Below are 20,536 nucleotides of genomic sequence, written 5' to 3'. Positions count from 1 at the left end.
AACAATCATCAATCAAATTTTTATGTTTAAAAAAATTACGTTCCTTGCAACTTTACTATTTGCTTGTATCAGTTTTGGTCAAAACACCTTTCAACTTACAGGGAAAATTATCGACAATGCTTCAAAAGCTCCTTTAGAATCTGCTACAATTTATCTAACAAGTGTTAAAGATTCTACAATTATTGATTATACAATTTCTGATAAAAGCGGAAACTTTTCTTTAAAGTCTCGAAAAACAGAATCTCCTGTTAATTTTAAAATTTCCTATAATAGTTTTAAGAATTACAATAAAAAGTTGGATAACATTTTAGCCGATAAAAATTTTGGAGTAATCGAATTATTTGAACAAACTGCTCAATTAGATGATGTTATTGTAAAAGGAGAAATTCCACCTATTAAAATTAAAACGGATACACTAGAATTCAATGCGGGTTCGTTTAAAGTTACACCAGATGCCAATGTTGAAGCATTGTTAAAGCAATTGCCTGGTGTTGAAATTGATGAAGAAGGTAAAATTACGGTAAATGGAAAAGAAGTTAATAATATTTTAGTCAACGGAAAACCTTTCTTTGGTAAAGATGGAAAAATTGCAACTCAAAATTTACCAGCAGAAATGATTGATAAAGTTCAAGTTACTGACACAAAAACAAAAGCAGAAGAAATTTCTGGTAGAGCAGCAAGTTCTAATGAAAGTACTATAAACCTAACAATTCAAGAAGATAAAAATAAAGGTTTGTTTGGAAAAGCAACATTAGGATATGGTACAGATAAACGTTACGAATCTAGTTTGCTTTTCAATTACTTTAAAGACTCTCAAAAAATAAGCGTTTTAGGTTCTTCTAATAATATAAACTCTGTTGGATTTTCTATGAATGAAATTTTTGACAATATGGGTGGTGGTCGAAATATGTCTCTTTGGGCTAATGATAGCGGAGCTTTTAGCATAAATGGAATGCAATTTGGAGGTAATTCAGGAATTACTCGTTCTAATTTAGTAGGACTTAATTACGCGGATGAATGGTTAGATAAAAAAATAGATCCAAATTTTAGTTACTATTTAAATACAGCTATTACCGAAAATAAAAATAGAACTAAAAGAACCAATCTTTTACCAACAGGCACGACAAAAACAGATGCAGAATCTTCATTCAAAAACGATGTGGTTGGTCATAATTTTTCATCTGAATTTGAAATTAAAATTGACTCTACCGCAACTTTATATATAAGTCCTTCTTTTGCCAAAAGTGATGCTAAAAACAGAAGCACAAGTTTCTCAAAATCTTTTGATGAAAGTGATGATTTGTTAAATGAAACTAATGGTTCTAACTTCAATGAAACGGATAATAATAAATTTAGCAACAATTTGTATTTCAATAAAAGTTTCAATAAAAAGGGTAGGTCTATAAGTGTTGATATTGATAATGAACATGTAAATAATGCGAACACATTAAACACTATAACCAATACTATTTTTTACCAATCAGGAAATGCTAATGACAGTCGAAATCAAAACATATTTAACAAAGAAACCAATAATAATGTTCGAGTTGAATTAGGATATAGTGAACCAATCAACGATTCATTGACTTTTAATTTTCAAAATTATTACGATTCAAAAAGAGGAACAGATTCTCGAAACACTTTTAATTTTAATGAAACTACTAATCAATATGATACTTTTAATGATTTGTTGTCTAATACTATTGATTCAAAAAATAACACTTTTGGAAGTTCTGTTGGATTGCAATTAAGTAAAAAGAAAATTAGAGGAAGTTTAGCTGTTGGAGCTGATTTTTTAAATTACGACAATCAATCTGATTATTTAGGAACAATAACAAAACTAAAAGACAACTATGTTTATCCAAAAGTAAATGGTTATCTGAGTTATACATTGGCTAAATCAAAGTCTATTTATGCCAATTTTAATTATGAAGCTTCTTTACCTTCTGCAAATCAATTATTGCCTTTTGAAAATTTAGCAAATCCATTAAATACTATAATTGGTAATGCAAATTTAAAGCCAACAGAACGTTATAGAGTTTATACTAATTTTAATAATTATGATTATGCTACACGTTCAGGTTTTTATGCTTATTTGGGTGGAAATGTAAATGCTAATGAAGTGGTGAGTTCAACGGTTTATGACAATGATTTTAAAGCAATAACGACTTATGAAAACGTGGATAGATCTTACAACGCTTTCACCGGTTTTAGTGTAAATAAATCTTATAAAAAAGAAAAAAGAACCATTAAATACGGTTATGGAATTTGGGTGAATTATAACTTCAACCAAGGATTAACAAATGCTGCTTTATATGAGTCTAAAGCATTACAATTAAATCCAAGAGTTAACTTTTCATACATCATTCAAGATAAAATTACAATTTCTCCTTCTTATAGATATACTTATAATATTACTCGTTTTGATAATTACATCATTGATAAAACAGATAACTTTAGACACAGTTTTAAATTAGAAACTACGAGTTATTGGCCAAAGAACTTCGTTTTAGGAAATGATTTTGGATATAACTATAACTCTAACATTACAGGTGGTTTTCAAAAAGATTTTTATTTATGGAATGCTAGTTTAGGTTATAATTTCTTTAAAGATCAATTACTTGCTAAAGTAAAAGTGTATGACTTATTAAATCAAAATGTTAATGCAACTAGAACAATTACTCCCACTGCCATTACAGATGCTGAAAATACAGTTCTACAGCAATATGTAATGTTTTCTTTAACTTATAAACTAGAAAAATTTGGTGGAAAAAAGAAAAATAATAATGGGATTTTCTTTGATTAATTTTAAAGGGAATGCATAAATAAAAAACTCGTTTCACTAAGACGAAACGAGTTTTTTATTTATGATTTATAAATTCTATCCTAGGATTATTTTTTTAGAATTACCAACTTTGTTTTATTCCACCACTGCTTCCAGGACATGGTATAATTCGGTCATAATGCAATTTTTTATTAAAAGCATTATTTTTTAATTCTTTTAAAGCAGGATAATTAGACACTATTAAATCTACAACATCAATTATTTCTTTTAATTGTTCTTTACGTAGATATGTATTCCAAATTAATTTATCTCCATGAATAGCTATTCCTTTAATATCATTTATTGAAACAGATTTGCGGAATCTTTGCCAATCTTTCTCTAAATTCTTTTTGTCTTGTAATCTATCTTTCCACAAGAAATAATAAATTATAATTGCTACAAGAAATAGAATAACTAATGAATAAATTAATAGCATATTTTGTTTAGGATAATTGTCAACTTACCAACTTCCACCAGCTCCACCACCAGAGAAACCTCCACCACCAAATCCACCACCGAATCCTCCACCACCAAATCCACCTCCAGAAGAGCCACCACCAAAATTTCCTCCAGAACCTCTACCAAGACTGCTTAAAATAATCATGTCTAAAATACCTGGTCCTCCAAATTTTCCAGTTCCATTATTTCCACCACCATTATTTCTATTTTTTGCAATTAGAATAAAGATGATAATCAAAATGATAAAAAACATTATGAAAGGGAAAGGGTTGTCGTTTTTGTTTTGAATTCGTGATCCTTTGTATGTTCCTTTGATGACTTCAAAAATAGCAGTTGTTCCAGCATCTAAACCTTTGTAGTAACTTCCGGCTTTAAATTCAGGAATTATTATGTTTCGAGTAATTTCACCAACAGTTCCTGCTGTTAAGTATTGTTCTAATCCATAGCCAGGAGAAATCCATATTTTTCTTTCTTCTTTAGCTAATAAAATTATTACACCATTGTCGTTTTTTGCTGTTCCACCAATTCCCCATTCTTGTCCCCATCTTGGTGTTAGAATTCCGATATCTTCTCCTTTTAAACTTTCAATTGTAATTACTACTATTTGTGTCGTTGTTGAATCAGAAAAATGAATTAATTTATCTTCTAAAGCTTTTTCTTCCGTTGCATTTAAAACATCTGCATAATCATAAACCGAAGTTTGAAATTTAGGAACATCCGGAATTTTATATTGCGAAAACCCCAAAAATGACATCAACATCAAGGTAGCGAAGATTACAAATTGAATAATTTTATATAGTGTATGTATCATTATTCTCTTGAAATTTCGTTTGGTAACTCATTAATATCATCAGTTTGGTATGGAAAATAATGTTTCAATTGTTCACCAGCTTTTATGATGCCTTCTATCAAACCTTTTTTGAATTTTTTTTCTGAAAAGTTTTTTAAAACAACGTCTTTAGTGCTTTCCCAAAAATCTGCAGGAACCACTTTGTCAATTCCTTCATCACCTAAAATGGCAAATTGATTTCCGGAAACGTTTATATAAAACAGAACACCATTTCTGGCTTCTGTTTTATACATTTCTAAAAAATTGAAAACTTCTTTAGCTCTTTCAATAGAAGGTTTATCTGATTTTTCTTCAAGGTGCACACGAATTTCTCCCGAAGTGTTTTCTTCAGCAATTCGAATAGCTTCAACTATTTCTTCTTCTTCTTTAGAAGTTAAAAAGTCTTCGGTTTTTGACATGTTTATTGTGGTTTGTTATCGAAATCAAATTCAACTTCAACTGGTTTTTCAGCTCCTTCAACTGCTTTGAAATATGCTTTTTCAGTAAAACCAAACATTCCTGCTAATAAGTTATTAGGAAAAACTTTGATATGATTGTTGTAAGGTTTAACAGCTTCATTAAAACGAGTTCTAGCTGTTAAAATTTGATTTTCCGTACTAGCTAATTCATCCTGTAATTTCAAAAAGTTTTGATTCGCTTTTAAATCAGGATATCTTTCAACAGTAACTAATAATCGTGACAATGCAGAACTAACTCCACCTTGTGCTTGGTTGAATTGTTCTAATTGCTCTGGAGTAATATTTGTTGGGTCAATCGTAACTGAAGTTGCTTTTGAACGAGCAGAAATTACCGCTTCAAGAGTAGATTTTTCAAAATCTGCAGCACCTTTTACTGTTTTTACTAAATTTCCAATTAAATCATTTCTTCTTTGGTAAGATGTTTCTACATTTCCCCAAGCTTCTGAAATGTTTTCATTTAATGTTACTGCTGTATTATTTACTCCTTTTGCCCAACTGTATAATCCAAATACGATTACAACTATAATTATTACGGGAATTAACCATTTTTTCATAATTTCTTGTTTTTAATTTATTGTTTTATTATTTGTCTTATTTTGTCTTAAAATGTTTCAATTTTATAAAATAAATCTATAATTCTCCTTTGAATTTTATTAATTCATTTTTGATGAATTCTAATTTTGAAATGATTTCGAACTTGTCTAAAGTTTTCTTTTGGTTTTCTTTCAAATGCGTTTTGGCACCATCCAATGTAAAACCTCTTTCTTTTACCAAATGATAAATCAATTTTAAATTTTTAATGTCTTCTGAAGTGAACTTGCGATTGCCTTTTGCATTCTTTTTAGGCTTCAAAATATCAAATTCCTTATCCCAAAAACGAATCAATGATGCATTTACATCAAATGCTTTAGCCACTTCACCAATGCTGTAGTACAATTTTCCTTCAGGTAAATCTATGTGCATAATTTTATAAATTCCAAATTAATAAATTCTAAATTCCAACCGTTTTCTTTAATCAAGTGACTGATTCTCTTGATTAGCAATTTTTGAAATGTTGATATATTCTTCAGCCGAAATACTACCATAGTAGAAATTAATCGGATTTACTTTTTCACCATCTTTGATTACTTCATAATGTAGATGAGGTGCTTCACTTCGACCAGTACTTCCTACATAACCAATGACATCTCCACGTTTCACTTTTTGACCACGTCTAACATTGTATTTACTCAAATGGGCATAAAGTGTAACATATCCAAAACCGTGGTTAATTTCAATATGATTTCCATAACCAGACAAAGAATTGTCGGCTTTCAAAACAGTTCCATCACCAGTAGCATAAATTGGTGTTCCTTGCGGAGAAGTAAAATCCATTCCATAATGAAACTTTCTAGCCTTTGTAAATGGGTCACTTCTGTATCCAAAACCAGAAGCCATTCTTTTTAATTGTTCGTTTTTAACTGGCTGAATTGCTGGAATTGAAGCTAATAATTTTTCTTTTCCTTTGGCTAAGCTAATTATTTCATCTAACGATTTTGATTGAATAACCAATTCTTTTGTAAGCATATCAACTCTTTTTGTAGTATTGATTACCAAATCAGAATTGTTATATCCTTCCAATTCTTTATAACGATTTACACCTCCAAAACCTTCTTTTCGTTGTTCCATCGGAATAGGTTCACTATTAAAATAAACTCGATAAATATTGTTATCTCTATCTTCAATGGCGCCCAAAACTTCTTCGATTTGATCTACTTTTTTATTGAGAAGTTTGTAATTAATACTTAAATTTTGAATTTCTCTAGCTTGGAATTTATCTTTAGGAGTTTCAAGAAAGCTGCTGTTAATCAATATGATAAAGCTTAAAAAGCCAAATAAAGCTGCTGATAGTAAAAACAATAAGGCATATCCAATTTTTCGTCCTCTTCTTGGACTTATTTTTTTATATGATAAATTTTCTGGGTCGTAATAATATTTTACCTTCGACATTGTATAAAATATAGTATTTTTGTGCCTAATTATAATGTTAGACAATAGTTATACGAACAAATTTAAGAAATGTTTCATTCTAATCTATTTTTTAAAGTAAAACTTTTCTCAAATTTGCAAATGAATTCAATATCTAACAACAGAAAGCGATAAAAATCCAATTACCGAAAATGAAATCACAAGACATTAGAAAGCAATTTTTACAATTTTTTGAATCAAAAGGACATTTAATAGTTCCATCTGCACCAATTGTGCTTAAAGATGACCCAACTTTAATGTTCAATAATTCTGGAATGGCTCAATTTAAGGAGTACTTCTTAGGAAATGCCAAGCCAAAAAGTAATCGAATTGCCGATACACAAAAATGTCTTCGTGTTTCAGGAAAACATAATGATTTAGAAGATGTAGGTTTTGATACTTATCATCACACTATGTTTGAAATGTTAGGAAACTGGTCATTTGGAGATTATTTCAAAAAAGAAGCAATTAATTGGTCTTGGGAATTTTTGACAGAAGTTTTAAAATTAGACAAAGACCGAATTTATGTTTCTGTTTTTGAAGGAAATCCTTCAGAAAATGTTCCTTTCGATCAAGAAGCATTCGATTTATGGAAACAATTTGTAAACGAAGACCGAATCATAAAAGGAAATAAAAAAGATAATTTCTGGGAAATGGGTGACCAAGGTCCTTGTGGTCCATGTTCTGAAATTCATATCGATTTGCGTTCGGATGAAGAAAGAGCTAAAGTTTCAGGTTTTAGTTTGGTTAATGCAGATCATCCTCAAGTGGTGGAAATTTGGAACAATGTATTCATGGAATTCAATCGTAAAGCGGATGGTTCTTTGGAAAAATTACCAGCTCAACATGTTGATACAGGAATGGGATTTGAGCGTTTGTGTATGGCTATGCAAAACGTAACATCAAATTATGATACAGATGTTTTTACACCATTAATTGAGAAAGTAGAACAAGTTACAGGTTTAAAATACACTTCAAACGAAGTTAAAAATATATCAGAAGAACAAAACAAGACTAATATTGCGATTCGTGTGATTGTGGATCACGTTCGTGCTGTAGCTTTTGCTATTGCTGATGGACAATTGCCTTCAAACACTGGTGCTGGTTATGTAATTCGTAGAATTTTGCGTAGAGCTATTCGTTACGGATTTACATTTTTAAACACAAAAGAACCTTTCATTTACCAATTAGTTGAAGTTCTTGCAAATCAAATGGGTGAATTTTTTCCTGAAATTAAAACCCAACAAAACTTAGTAACTCAAGTAATTAAAGAGGAAGAAACGTCTTTTTTAAGAACTTTAGATCAAGGATTACAATTGTTAGATAATGTTATTTCAAATACAAAAGGAAAACAAGTTGACGGTGCGAAAGCATTTGAATTATATGATACTTTTGGGTTTCCAATTGATTTAACGGCTCTAATTTTAAGAGAAAAAGGTTATGAATTAGACGAAGCTGGTTTTGAAAAAGCCATGCAAGAACAAAAGAATCGTTCTCGAGCAGCTTCGGAAGTTTCAACAGATGATTGGAAAATTTTAGTGGAAGGAAACACCGAATCTTTTGTAGGTTATGACCAAACCGAAAATGAAGTTAAAATCACAAGAATTCGTAAAATTGATTCAAAAAAAGATGGAGTTTTATACCAAATCGTTTTAGATGCAACTCCATTTTATCCTGAAGGTGGTGGACAAGTGGGTGACAAAGGAACCCTAGTTTCATCTAACGAATCAATCGAAATTATAGATACTAAAAAAGAGAACAACTTAATATTGCATATTGCTAAAAAATTACCCGAAAATGTTTCAGCAAGTTTTGTAGCTAAAGTAAATACAGATTTAAGAACAGCTTCTTCTAAAAATCACTCGGCTACACATTTAATGCATTTGGCTTTGAGAAACATTTTAGGAACTCATGTGGAGCAAAAAGGTTCGTTGGTTAACCCAAATTATTTGCGTTTTGACTTTTCGCATTTTTCTAAAGTTTCTGATGATGAATTACGTCAAGTAGAAGCAAGTGTGAATGCTCAAATCGAAGCTCAACTCCAATTGCAAGAATACAGAAATATTCCAATTCAGGAAGCTTTAGATAAAGGTGCAATGGCTTTATTTGGTGAAAAATATGGTGATACTGTTAGAATGATTGAATTTGGCGAAAGCAAAGAGCTTTGTGGAGGAATTCATGTAAAAAACACGGCTGATATTTGGCATTTCAAAATAATTTCAGAAGGAGCAGTTGCAGCAGGAATTCGTAGAATTGAAGCAATAACTGGCGATGCAGTAAAAGATTTCTATAAAAATCAAGAAACGACTTTGGCCGAAATCAAAGAAACGTTGAAAAACCCTCAAGATATTTTAAAATCGGTTACAACTTTACAAGATGATAATGCAAAGTTGAAAAAACAAATTGAGCAACTGTTAAAAGAAAAAGTTGAAGGACTAAAAAACATGTTAGTTGCCGATTTTCAGGAAATAAACGGTATTAACTTTTTAGCCAAACAAGTAGATTTGTCTATGAGTTCCACTAAAGATTTAGCTCAAGCTATTGGAACTTCAAAACCCAATTCATTCGTGTTTTTAGCTTCAATTGAAGATGATATGCCAAATATTCATTGTTATATTTCAAAAGAATTGGTTGCTGAAAAGTCTTTAAATGCAGGAAATGTCATCAGAGAATTAGGAAAATATATTGATGGAAATGGTGGTGGACAACCGTTTTTCGCTTCTGGAAAAGGGAAAAATGTTTTAGGAATAAATGAGGTTTTGGAGAAAGTGGTTGATTTTGTAAAATAGAAGGAATCTCGCAAAGACGCAGAGTCGCAAAGATTTTTAATGTTAATTTACAGAGAATGACTGAAAATGAAATTTCTAAGATAATCGTAGATATTTGTTATAAAATTCATACAAAACTTGGACCAGGATTGTTAGAATCTGTTTATGAAACAATCTTAAATTATGAATTGACTTCAAGAGGTTTAAAAGTTGAAAGACAAAAATCTTTACCAGTAATTTGGAATGAAACAAAGATGGATATTGGCTTTAGGGCTGATTTAATAGTTGAAAATAAAGTTATTATTGAAGTAAAATCAGTTGAGCAAATTGTGGCTGTTCATCCAAAACAAGTTTTAACTTAATTAAAAATTACTAATTTAAAATTAGGTTTATTAATCAATTTTAATGAACCACTAATTAAAACAGGAATAAAAAGAATAGTAAATAATTTATAAACTTTGCGCCTCTGCGTCTTTGCGAGAACAGCCCATGCATTTCACCACAAAAATACCAATAGAAAAATCTAAAAACCCAATAACTTATGAAAGTAAGATAATGGCTTTGGGTTCGTGTTTTGCAGAAAATATGAGTGAAAAGTTTGAATATTTTAAATTCCATATTACAACCAACCCATTCGGAATAATATTCAATCCAGTTTCTATTGAAAAGTTAGTAAATCGAATTGTAAATAAAATAGAATTCACAGAAAATGACATCTTTTTTTACAACGATTTGTGGCATTGCTATGAAGTGCATTCCGAATTATCAAACCCAAATAAAGAACAGTTTTTAGCAACTTTAAACGATTTAATTCATTCAACTTATAACCAATTAAACAGTTCAACTCACATAATAATTACTTACGGAACTTCATGGGTTTATAGAAATATCGAATCAAACGAAATTGTAGCTAATTGTCACAAAGTACCACAAAAACAATTCTCAAAAGAAATCCTTTCCATAGAAACCATTGAAAAATCAATTCAAAATACAATTCAATTAATCCAAAAAGTTAATCCAAATTGTAATTTCATTTTCACCGTTTCCCCAGTTCGTCATATAAAAGATGGTTTTGTAGAAAATCAAAGAAGTAAATCGCATCTTATTTCCGCAATACATTCAATTCGCAATTCACAATTCACAATTCACAACTATTTTCCAAGTTATGAAATCATGATGGACGAACTTCGTGATTATCGTTTTTATGGAGAAGATATGTTGCATCCCAATCAAATAGCTATTGATTACATTTGGGAACGATTTTCTGAAAATTATATTTCAGACGAAAGTCAAAAAGTAATGCAAGAAGTTGATAGTATTCAAAAATCACTTTTGCATAAACCTTTCAATCCCAATTCTGAAAGTCATCAAAAGTTTTTGGAAAACCTTAATAAAAAAATACAAATGCTTCAAAATCAGTTTCCTTTTATGCAATTTTAACAAAATAGGGCAATTGACGTATTTTCTTAAGGTTTATTTTTTGTGACTTTTGATTTCTATTAATTATAAATCTTAATCTTATGAAATCAGTAGTCCAATATCTTTTAATTGTTGTTTTTATTATTAGTGTGTTTCCATCTAATGCTCAAACGGTTGGGGAAGTGAAAATCAAAACTTTTGGCGGCACAAAACAGCTCAAAAATAAACCTAAGAAAGTCTTTGTAAACGATTTTGTTATTCACTTTCAGTTTTATAATCAAAAAGAAAAAACGTCAAAAGGTGGTATGTTAAACAATGTGCTAAAAGGTGATGCAAAATCTAAACTTTTTTTAGGTTTAGATAATTTAACAGAACAGAATTTTAAAGAAATAACAGATTCCATTTTTTCGCAGTTTAAATCAGAATTTATTGCCGATGGATATGAATTTATTGACGGAAAACAATATGAAAATACAGATGCATTTAAAGGTAGAGAACGACAAGAAAATGTAGCGGTTGAGTATGATATTTTCCCAGGTGTTGCTTCGGTTCGTCCATCTAATTATCCTTTTTATTCTTCTAACGAAAATTTCATAAAGATGAATTATGGTTCTAAATTATCAAAAGATTTAGATGATGCTGTGGTGGCAAATGTAGAGTTATTTGTTTTCTTTATTGAGGATAAAAATTCATGGGCACAACGAAATAAAAGTGCAAATATTAAGGTAGAAACCCAATTGAGAATTGTTGCTTATGATCATATAAAAGCAATAAATGAAAAAAAAGTAAGCAAATTACAAGCATTAACGATTGGCAAAAAGAAGCAAGTAGATATTTTTGCGCAAAGTCAAATTGATATCACTTGTGGTAGAAATCCAATTGGTGGTTCTCCAGATGTGAGTTACATTGGAAACATCAAAAATGATATTGTTATTGAAGGTGCATTGGAAACACAAACCATTAAAAGTGAAGCTAAAAATGACGAAGATTATATTGGTACAGAAACAGCTTTTGGAAAAGTGTATAGAGCTCAAAATGTTACGGTTGAAAATAGTTTAATTTTACCTGTAGATGTTGAAAAATACAAAGCAGGTGTCATTAAAGGTGGTAATGCTTTTTTAAAAAACCACATCAATGAAATACTAAATAAATAACACTATTATTTAGTTTTGAATACAACTGAAGTCATGAAAAAAAACATTTATTTAATAATTTACTTTTTTTCTCTTGTTTCCTTTGCTCAAAAACCCGAAGTCAATTACAAAGATTTAGGTTTTACAAAAAAAATCAAACAGGTTGAATCTTATACTTATTCTTTTGAGGATAAATTTGTAACAGACAAGTCAAGTGATGTTTATGAATTTGATGAAAATGGTAATATTATTAATCACGCCTATTTTGTTTATGGAAAATATGCAAGCGAAACAGCTGAAAAATCTACTTATGAAAATGGATTATTGACTAAAAGAGAGATTTTAGTAAAAAACCGACCTAATTTTAATGCCATAATTACTTATAAATACGATAAAAACAAAAATTTGATTCAAAAAAAATACAAGTCTTCTCAATACGAAAATGACTTTATTTTTAGCTATGATTCCATTAATAAGTTAGCTGAAATTAAGGGGATTTATGCTAAAAATCATTCAGTAGAAAAATTTTATTATGAAGATGGGAAGTTGTTAAAATCCGTAAATCAATATTTTGACAATGATGCAGTTTTATCTGAAACCATCACACTTTACATAGATGGAAAGAAAGTGATTGAATGCAATCCTAAAAATGAATATTTAATAGTGTATTTAAATGAAGATACTGAAAATTTGGTGTTTAAAATGAATTATCCAAACCCAATTGAAAACATCAATGGAATAGCATCGGAAATTCAATACGATGGGTTGACCATAAAACAATTAAAAGAAAATCTTTTAAACGAAAAAAACCAACCTTATCGACTAGTTGAAGCTAAAGAAATTCAACAACTTAATGATGAAAAAGATTGGATTGTAAGAGCAGGAACGTATTACCGTTACAAACAGCACGAAAACTATTATACTTTTAGAAAAATTACTTATGCTGATGGAACAACAAGTGGCTCTGTAGATTTTGATATTTTTAAAGTAAACGAATTGAAAGCTAAATTAAATGAATAAACTTTTTTATCTAAGTCTTTTTCTATCTCATTTTATTTTTGCTCAAAACGATTGTCTTCAAGGCAATTGCGAAGATGGTTATGGAACTAAAATGTATATCAACGGACAATATGAGGGCTTTTTTAAAGATGGAAAACGCACGAATTCAGGTTCTTTTCAGTTTAATGATTATTCCATGTATATAGGAACTTGGTCTAATGATAAAATGGAAGGTTTTGGTTTTATAAAAATAAATGATTCAATATCCACTATAATAGGAATTTTTAAAGATGGAAAACTCAACGGAAAAGGAGTGAAGTTCTTTAAAGATAATACTATTGAAGCAGCTTGGTTTGAAAATGATTCTGTCAAATCCTATTTCGATTTTCAAAAAAATCTTGTAGAAATAGGTTGTGTAAATGGAAATTGCCAAAACTTCTATGGTCGATATAAATTTGAAAACGGAGATGAATTTAATGGTTTTTTTAAGGGAAATTTCATGCAATTTGGTTCCTATGTTTTTGCCAATAAAACTACTTATATAGGAGAATTTGATTCGGAAGGAAAAATGAATGGTATTGGGATTTATGTCTATTCAAATGGAAATTATTATTTTGGAAATTGGAAAAACTCAACCTACGAAGGTTACGGAATGTTTCACAACATTGTTGAAGACAAAAAATTAGTTGGCTATTGGAAAAATGGAGAATTGCAAATAGAAAGTAATGAATAAAACGGCAAAATATTTTTTTATAGTAGCATTCCTTCTATTGTTGTGTTCCAATGTTTCACAACCTGGAATTTATAATGCTGGAGGAACATCTTTCAGCATGCTTTTTCCTGATGATTCCTTATCGTATAAAAAAGTGCAAATGCAGCATGAAACCATTTATATACAACTTCATAAAGGTTTTGCTGTGGTAAAAGGAACTTATAAAATGGTGAATACGACAACAGATTCTTTAAACTTTACTATGGGTTATCCTGTGAACGGAATTTATCAAGGTGGTGAAGTGAATTTGAATCAAGTACAGTTAGATTCGCTATACAAATTTAAAATTAAAACAAACGGGAAAGAGCAAATCATCAACCAGCAAACAATAGGCGATTCTAATCAAACGCAAACTTTTCAAAACGAGAATTGGTTTACTTGGGAAATAGCTTTTAATCCGAAAGAAAGTAAAGATGTTGAGGTTTATTTTTTAGTCAATACAAACGAAGCAGGTATTACAAAAGGCTACACAAACGAACGCAAAAATGCTTTTATTTACTTACTTGAATCAGGCAATGTTTGGAAACAACCTATAGAAAAAGGGAATTTTATTATCGAATTAAAAGACAATTTAAAACTTGAAGACGTATCAGGAATTTCATCTCATTTCAATTTTCAAACAGATGTAACTGAAAAAATTCTAGTAGGAACTAAAACTAATTTTTCACCAAAACCTAAGGATAATTTAGTAATTACCTATTACAAACACCAACCTAACTTTCATTTTGAATCAAAACTCCTTAAATCCGAAGAACTTTTTGAAGAAATAGATGTTTTTTCAAAAGGAAATATGCCTCAAAAATTAAAATCTTACGAGGCTAAAAATCCCTATGAAGTACAAGGTAACTTTTGGTCTTTTTTGCCAGGTTTACTCATTTTTGCAGCCATAGCGAGTCCTTTTATTTTAGTACTATTTCTCATAATTGTTATTTATAAAATTTTCAAAAAGAAAAGTATCAAAAAATGATAATGAAACTCATTCATAAAAAAGATATTAATACGCTTGATACATTAGCTATAGTTGTTTTTACACTCTTAGCCATTTACAATAATCAAGTAACTGTTTTTTATATACTTTATCTTTTTTGGTGGAATGAAGTGCTGTATTCTATAGTAACATATTATTTCAAAAGAAGAAAAAATATCGAGACAAGTTTGTCGTCCAAATTTTTTCTGATGGGTATTTATTTCATTTTTATTCTTGTGTTTTTTGGTTTCATGGCTCATTATAAAAATTATGATTTGATAGCCATAAATTTTGAAATTTTATTTTTTCAGAACATTTTCTTTAACTTCAATTTGTTGTTTTTTTTACTAGAAATCATTTGGTTTTACAAAACTAATCCAAACGAAATTGAAAATGCTACTATTCATCCTTTTAGTTCTAGAGCAATCATTTTGCACATTTCTATCATTTTAGGAGCTTTTATGATGTTATTAGTAGTACCCAATTTTCCCAATTTTTTCACTTCCGAAAATAATTGGAGTTCAGTAGCCATTATCCTTCCTTTTATTTTACTTCGCTATTTTTTCCAAAGAAGTGGTTTGTTGTAAAATACGCCAATTGCCTTATTTCATAAATGTATTTTGGATTATTACTTTGTGATAAAATAATAATCATGAAAATAATCCGAATTTTAATTTTACTAATTGGTTTCAATTCTATTGCACAAAATGGTTTTTTTACAAGCACAAGAAGTATAAGAGATTTAAAAATTCATCTCAGTAAATCGCAAACCCATGCTTTAGTTTGGCATGAAGATGGAAGTTATGGATTAGTATATGATTTGCAAACAGGTGAACAAGTCAGAGAGTTGATTTTTAAGGGTTTTACTTCTGATAATAATTTTATACCACAAATTTTTGACTATAGAGATGATAATGTCATTTTAGCAGGTTGGGATGAAAACAACCTTCAACCCGAACATTATTTTATTTGGGATGAAGCATCAAATACATTTTATACAGGAAAAGATTTACCATCACAACATGGAATTATTCATGATATAATTGGCGATGAAATCGTTTTTGCTTTTACCATTTATCAAAAAGACGGTAAAGGTAGATTGAATCTTAAAAAACCATTACACAGTTTTGTGCAATTTTATAATTGGAAAACCAAAAAATGGAGAGAGTTTAAACAAACATTAAAACTCAAAGAAAATTTACCATGTAGAAGTTTGTTGTTGTTTGAAGATGGTAATAAAATGAAATATTTCGATTTGAAAACTGCTACTTTTTTAACACAAACAACCCCAATTTTCGACAACATAGTTACAAATTATCAAGATGGAAATACTTATGCTTCTAAATATAAACCCAAACACGGAATAGATAAAGTTGCTCTTTTTGATTTAAATGCTTTAACAATAGGTTCGTTTAATAAAGCTCCAACAAATAATAACATGGAATATTATTGGGGTGAAATGATGAATTATCAGGTGAAGCTAGAGCAAAATAATAAAGAAATCAATTTAGTAATTACTAACAAGCAAAGCAAAGACACTAAAAAAGTACAAATTACCACTTCAGACAAAGCAGAAATTGAAAGAATTAAAGAGAAAATTGATGTTTTAAAAGAAATGCGATTAAACAAAACCAAAGATGATTTGGACAAAAAATATGCAGGTCAAAAAGCTGAATTTGTAGAATTTAAAGCCAATTTTGAGGCGTTACCCAAAACTTTTACATATGATTATAGCAAAGCACAAGGTAGAGATATTACCAATTTAAAAATGTCTAAAAGATTGTTTTTATCTCCAAACACTACTGTTTATGCCATTGGAAAGCTTTTTGAATGTGATGAATCTAATGTGTTTTTAGTCATGTTGCGTGGTCCACAAGCTGAAGGAACAGAATCAGTTTATGCGGTATTGAAAACCGATCATTATGGAAATCGTTTGCAATATCAAATCATTGCTAGAACCATTCGCAATAACGTCGGTTATATTCAGATGGATCAATTTTCTATTGCAACTAATTTGAATAATAATACTAAAATTTCTGTAACAGAAAATTATATGGGAGAAGAAAAGAAAAGAGAGTTTAAATTTTATTGTTTAAACTAATTTTTTAAAAATCTAATACTTCAAATGAAAACTACTTTACAATTTTTTTTAGGAATAACTTTATTGCTCTTTGTTGTGTCATGTTCAAAAGATGATGATTCAAACAAAACTTTAAACGGAAGTAACACAGCAAGCAGTAAAAGAATTTTGTTTGACGGAAATGTTGATACTTCTTTAGGAATTAGTTCAAAAAATATAGAAACAAACAACGGAATTTATTGCGTTAAAAATGATTTAAATACAAAAAATATTGAAGTTTCATTTATTGATTTAGAGGGTAAAAAACTAAAACAGATCACTTTTTCTGGTCAAACAGATTTACACGATATTAACAAAGATGAGCAAGGTAATTTAGTAATTTGTGGAACAATATACAGTTCTTCAAATGTAGTTACAGGTAGAGTTTTTACAGTCAAAATGAATGAAAATTTAGAAATTCTATGGCAGAAAAAATACGACAAATATTCGTTACCTTATTATGAAGGGTATTATTACAATGCAATTAGCAATATCTCAAATTCTAGATTAGTAATTTGTAATTTAGGAAACCTCCTAATTATTGATGCTTCCAATGGAAATTTGATAAAAACATTGCAATTCAGTAGTTTGCATTGGTTGAGAACATTGGCTTTGACTGATGGTTTTATGTCTTTTGGTAGAGTTGGTGTAGACTTTTATATTTCAAAATTTGACTGGAATGGAAATCTTATTTTTATGAAATATGCTCAAGATACCAGACCAGATGCATTATTAACTTGTTCAAATCCAATAAAAACAATATCTGATAAAATAATAATTCCATATAATACTTATCAATACAATACAGAAGGAAGAGGTGGAAATTTAGTCTTAGATATGCAAGGTAATTTAATCAACCATTGGAATAATCAATTCGGAATAGACACACCTAGCCAAGTTTGGACAAACAGAGGAGGTTTGCCTATTGAACAAATTGCTCAAAATGTTTTTTTAGTTAGAACAGGAACCATGTCTTATTATGTAAATGAAAATGGAGATGTATTAGGAAATCATTTTTATCAAGGTTATGTTTTCAAAATTTCAGAGGAAAACTACTTAATTTTTAATGGTTCTCAGTCTGCTTATTATAATTCTTATGAAGGTCCAATGATTTTTAATAAAAATAAAGATTGTTTTACTTTAAATGTTTCAAGAATGCGAAATGTAAGTAAAAATGTAAATCTTTTACCTTACAATTTTGTTTCTGTGTCCAATACTACTCCGAATGTAACCAGTGTAAATTATGAATCCATAAATATTCCATCAAACTCAGTTTCTATCAAAAACATTTCATTTGAAGATTCTGATTTTTGTAACAGAAGAGCCATCGAATAATTGAAAGAATACGACAACTGTCGTATTTTTTTTATGGTTAAGTAGTTGCAAATTTGAAAAATAAACACAATAACTTATGAAATCAAAAATTTATCTATTGCTGTTCATCTGTTTTCAATTTTCTTATGCCCAATTTGGAACAAATCTTACACTCAAAGACAATGAAGTAAATTCAAAAAATGTCACTTCCGTTGAACAAACTTATGTGTATTATAGTAAAGATTTTGGAAAACCAGTAACTACAAAATACACTTTTAATAAAGATGGTTATCAGCTTTCAAATTCCTATTTGAAAAATGCAATCTACACTAAATCGTATCAAAATGTAAAAATGATTTATGATAAAAATCAAAACGATTATCATATCATTAAAACTCCTTTTAAATCGTATTTGGCTTTAACCAATGAAGTTGTAAAAAATCCTAATGGAAGTATCAAATCAATTTATTTTAAGGCAGAAAAAGAAGAATATAATACTTCGTTAAATTTTAACTATTCGTCTGGCAAAACTATCATCACACCAGATAAAAGTTATATAAAAACGGAAGTTTATAACGAAGATAACCTGTTAATTCAAGATTATAACGACACTTTCGGAATCTACTACTACGCTTATGATCCAAAAACAAAGTTAGTTTCTCTTCGCATTTATGACATGAGAAAAGGCAAACCCAACGACAACACTCTTGATATGTATACTTTGTACATGTATGAGTTTGACGAAAATCAAAACTGGATTGTAAAGTATGAATACCAATATTTTCCCAATTATAATGGAAAACTCAACGAGTTAAAAAAAGTGGAAGTACGATATTTAACCTCTGAAAACGGTAAAACTTCAGGATATAAAACGATAACAGAAGCTATTCAACAAAAGGCGTTAGAAAACTTAAAAACCCTCAACACTGTAGCTTTTAACAAAGAAAGCGTGCCTGTTTATTATGAATATGTTCCTAAAACTGCTAGTCAAGTTGCAGCTGTTAATTCAAATTGCACAGGTGATTGTCAAAATGGTTGGGGAAAATATAAATATTCTCAAGGAAGCTATGAAGGTTACTGGGAAAATGGTAAAAAAAGTGGCTTTGGAATGTATTTTTGGGATATTGGAGATTCTTACATGGGTGAATGGAAAAATGATAAAATGCATGGTTTTGGTTCTTACACTTATGCTAATGATAACGGTTATGATGGAAGTTTTCTCAACGGTTACATTCACGGGAAAGGAAGATTTTACGTTAAATCTACTAACGTTACAAAAGCAAATGAATACGAAAACGGAAAATTTGTAAGAGAACTTGATTATAAAAGTAATAACCTCACAAAAGGCTGTGTTTACGGAGATTGTGACAACGGATATGGAGCTTATATTTATGCAAATGGTGATAAATTTATTGGTGAGTTTTCTAATTTAAAAATGATAAAAGGCACTTACTCTTACAATAATGGTGATATTTATTTAGGAAATATTCATCCAGAAACTCAAAGAAATGATGGCTATGGTTATATGTACTACAAAGAATCTGGTGACAACTATTATGGCTTTTGGAAAGACGGAAAATTTCATGGTAAATCATATGCTATCGTAAAAAACATTCCGTTTGCAGCCGAATTTTCTAATGGTGAAGTCATTAAAATTCACAAAAAAGGAGCAACAAATTAATATTAAGAACAAAAAAACATGAAAAAAACAATCCAAATTATAGCCTTGTTGGTAGTAACTTTAGGCTATGCTCAACAAAATTTCAGCAAACAAGTTGGGAAAAAAGATGTAAAAAAAGGACTAATCAGTTTTAAATCATTTACCAATGAAAATGGTGATGTTTCTTATGGATTTAGAAAAGATAGTTTAATTGTTGGACCCAATATGATTCTTCATGCTGATGGAAAAGTAACGTATCAAACTTACAATAAAGACAATCAATTGGATGGAACGGTTATCAAAATGGATAAAGAAAAAGATATTGTAGAACTATACACTTACAGAGACGGAAAAAAAGATGGTCCTTCATTTATATTAACTAATGGAAAACCTACTAAGAGTGAGCAATACAAAGATGATAAAATTGATTTGAAAGGCTATGTAGTTGAACCTCCAGGAAAATATGCTTTGATAAAAGGCGATGGGAAAAGTGGTTTCACTATGGATAAGTATGATAATGGAAGCTTTGCTTTAGGCTATTTTAAACATGGTTACCGATTATTCCCAATGATACATGTTTGGAAAGATGGTGATGCATATTATGGACAATATTTATATGACAAACGAAGAGGTTTTGGTGTCTATTTTTACAATGATGGAAAAAAATATATTGGAGATTGGGACGATAACTACAAAGAAGGAATTGGTTTTATGATTGATAAAAACGGAACTATTATCGAAAAGGGATATTACGAAGGTGGTGTTTTAAAAACTGCAATGTAAACTG

Annotated in this window: 18 protein-coding genes and 1 pseudogene; 13 read left to right on the top strand and 6 right to left on the bottom strand. The window is 29.5% G+C overall.

From position 1 onward, the window contains the following. Positions 1-22: 22 nt before the first annotated feature. Positions 23-2,806 carry an outer membrane beta-barrel protein gene (locus AABJ49_RS04205; protein ID WP_338376292.1) on the top strand — a complete coding sequence of 928 codons (2,784 nt, stop codon included), beginning with the start codon at positions 23-25 and terminating at the stop codon, positions 2,804-2,806. 100 nt (positions 2,807-2,906) lie between these two features. On the opposite strand, the gene AABJ49_RS04200 is transcribed toward AABJ49_RS04205, so the two are convergent. The 6 genes from AABJ49_RS04200 to AABJ49_RS04175 all read right to left on the bottom strand — a co-directional run bounded on the left by AABJ49_RS04200 (position 2,907) and on the right by AABJ49_RS04175 (position 6,580). Continuing rightward, on the bottom strand, positions 2,907-3,260 hold the full coding sequence (locus AABJ49_RS04200; protein ID WP_338376291.1) for a hypothetical protein: 354 nt from the start codon (positions 3,258-3,260) through the stop codon (positions 2,907-2,909). Positions 3,261-3,284: 24 nt separating this feature from the next. Beyond that, on the bottom strand, positions 3,285-4,043 hold the full coding sequence (locus tag AABJ49_RS04195; protein ID WP_338376449.1) for a TPM domain-containing protein: 759 nt from the start codon (positions 4,041-4,043) through the stop codon (positions 3,285-3,287). Positions 4,044-4,093: 50 nt separating this feature from the next. Further along, on the bottom strand, positions 4,094-4,531 hold the full coding sequence (locus tag AABJ49_RS04190) for a TPM domain-containing protein (RefSeq protein WP_338376289.1): 438 nt from the start codon (positions 4,529-4,531) through the stop codon (positions 4,094-4,096). Positions 4,532-4,533: 2 nt separating this feature from the next. Continuing rightward, a complete protein-coding gene (locus AABJ49_RS04185; protein ID WP_338376287.1) occupies positions 4,534-5,145 on the bottom strand; it encodes a LemA family protein in 612 nt (203 codons plus the stop codon). A 76-nt stretch (positions 5,146-5,221) separates the two neighbouring features. Continuing rightward, positions 5,222-5,554, bottom strand: a complete 333-nt coding sequence (locus AABJ49_RS04180; protein WP_338376286.1) for a MerR family transcriptional regulator — start codon at positions 5,552-5,554, stop codon at positions 5,222-5,224. Between the two features lie 48 nt (positions 5,555-5,602). Then, the gene (locus tag AABJ49_RS04175) at positions 5,603-6,580 is read right to left on the bottom strand and encodes a M23 family metallopeptidase (RefSeq protein ID WP_338376284.1); all 978 of its coding nucleotides are present in this window, start codon (positions 6,578-6,580) and stop codon (positions 5,603-5,605) included. A gap of 170 nt (positions 6,581-6,750) precedes the next feature. Between AABJ49_RS04175 and alaS the strand changes: the two genes are divergently transcribed. The 12 genes and pseudogenes from alaS (at position 6,751) to AABJ49_RS04115 (ending at position 20,532) form a co-directional block, all read left to right on the top strand. Beyond that, positions 6,751-9,387 (top strand): alanine--tRNA ligase, encoded by a 2,637-nt coding sequence (gene alaS, locus AABJ49_RS04170; protein ID WP_338376283.1) that lies wholly within the window; start codon positions 6,751-6,753, stop codon positions 9,385-9,387. Between the two features lie 56 nt (positions 9,388-9,443). Then, positions 9,444-9,821: pseudogene (locus tag AABJ49_RS04165) on the top strand (GxxExxY protein). Positions 9,822-9,855: 34 nt separating this feature from the next. Then, on the top strand, positions 9,856-10,806 hold the full coding sequence (locus AABJ49_RS04160) for a GSCFA domain-containing protein (RefSeq protein ID WP_338376281.1): 951 nt from the start codon (positions 9,856-9,858) through the stop codon (positions 10,804-10,806). A gap of 80 nt (positions 10,807-10,886) precedes the next feature. Next, positions 10,887-11,939, top strand: a complete 1,053-nt coding sequence (locus AABJ49_RS04155) for a hypothetical protein (RefSeq protein ID WP_338376280.1) — start codon at positions 10,887-10,889, stop codon at positions 11,937-11,939. A 33-nt stretch (positions 11,940-11,972) separates the two neighbouring features. Next, positions 11,973-12,938 (top strand): hypothetical protein, encoded by a 966-nt coding sequence (locus tag AABJ49_RS04150; RefSeq protein WP_338376279.1) that lies wholly within the window; start codon positions 11,973-11,975, stop codon positions 12,936-12,938. Beyond that, positions 12,931-13,650 carry a hypothetical protein gene (locus tag AABJ49_RS04145; RefSeq protein ID WP_338376278.1) on the top strand — a complete coding sequence of 240 codons (720 nt, stop codon included), beginning with the start codon at positions 12,931-12,933 and terminating at the stop codon, positions 13,648-13,650. Before AABJ49_RS04150 ends, AABJ49_RS04145 begins: the two co-directional genes overlap by 8 nt. Continuing rightward, entirely contained in the window at positions 13,643-14,656 is a 1,014-nt protein-coding gene (locus AABJ49_RS04140; protein WP_338376276.1) for a hypothetical protein, read from the top strand. Before AABJ49_RS04145 ends, AABJ49_RS04140 begins: the two co-directional genes overlap by 8 nt. 2 nt (positions 14,657-14,658) lie before the next feature. After that, complete coding sequence (locus AABJ49_RS04135) at positions 14,659-15,243, top strand: hypothetical protein (protein WP_338376275.1); 585 nt, start codon at positions 14,659-14,661, stop codon at positions 15,241-15,243. Positions 15,244-15,308: 65 nt separating this feature from the next. Beyond that, positions 15,309-16,757: a hypothetical protein gene (locus AABJ49_RS04130; protein WP_338376274.1), complete on the top strand. Its 1,449-nt coding sequence runs from the start codon at positions 15,309-15,311 to the stop codon at positions 16,755-16,757. 24 nt (positions 16,758-16,781) lie between these two features. Next, positions 16,782-18,110: a hypothetical protein gene (locus AABJ49_RS04125; protein WP_338376273.1), complete on the top strand. Its 1,329-nt coding sequence runs from the start codon at positions 16,782-16,784 to the stop codon at positions 18,108-18,110. Between the two features lie 76 nt (positions 18,111-18,186). Beyond that, positions 18,187-19,770, top strand: a complete 1,584-nt coding sequence (locus AABJ49_RS04120) for a hypothetical protein (RefSeq protein ID WP_338376272.1) — start codon at positions 18,187-18,189, stop codon at positions 19,768-19,770. 18 nt (positions 19,771-19,788) lie between these two features. Beyond that, a complete protein-coding gene (locus tag AABJ49_RS04115; RefSeq protein ID WP_338376271.1) occupies positions 19,789-20,532 on the top strand; it encodes a hypothetical protein in 744 nt (247 codons plus the stop codon). Positions 20,533-20,536 lie beyond the last annotated feature (4 nt).

The sequence above is a fragment of the uncultured Flavobacterium sp. genome (genome assembly GCF_963922255.1).
In the GTDB taxonomy this organism is placed as follows: domain Bacteria; phylum Bacteroidota; class Bacteroidia; order Flavobacteriales; family Flavobacteriaceae; genus Flavobacterium.
The sequence above is the reverse complement of the archived record's forward strand: the minus strand, read 5'-3'. Positions and strand labels throughout refer to the sequence as shown.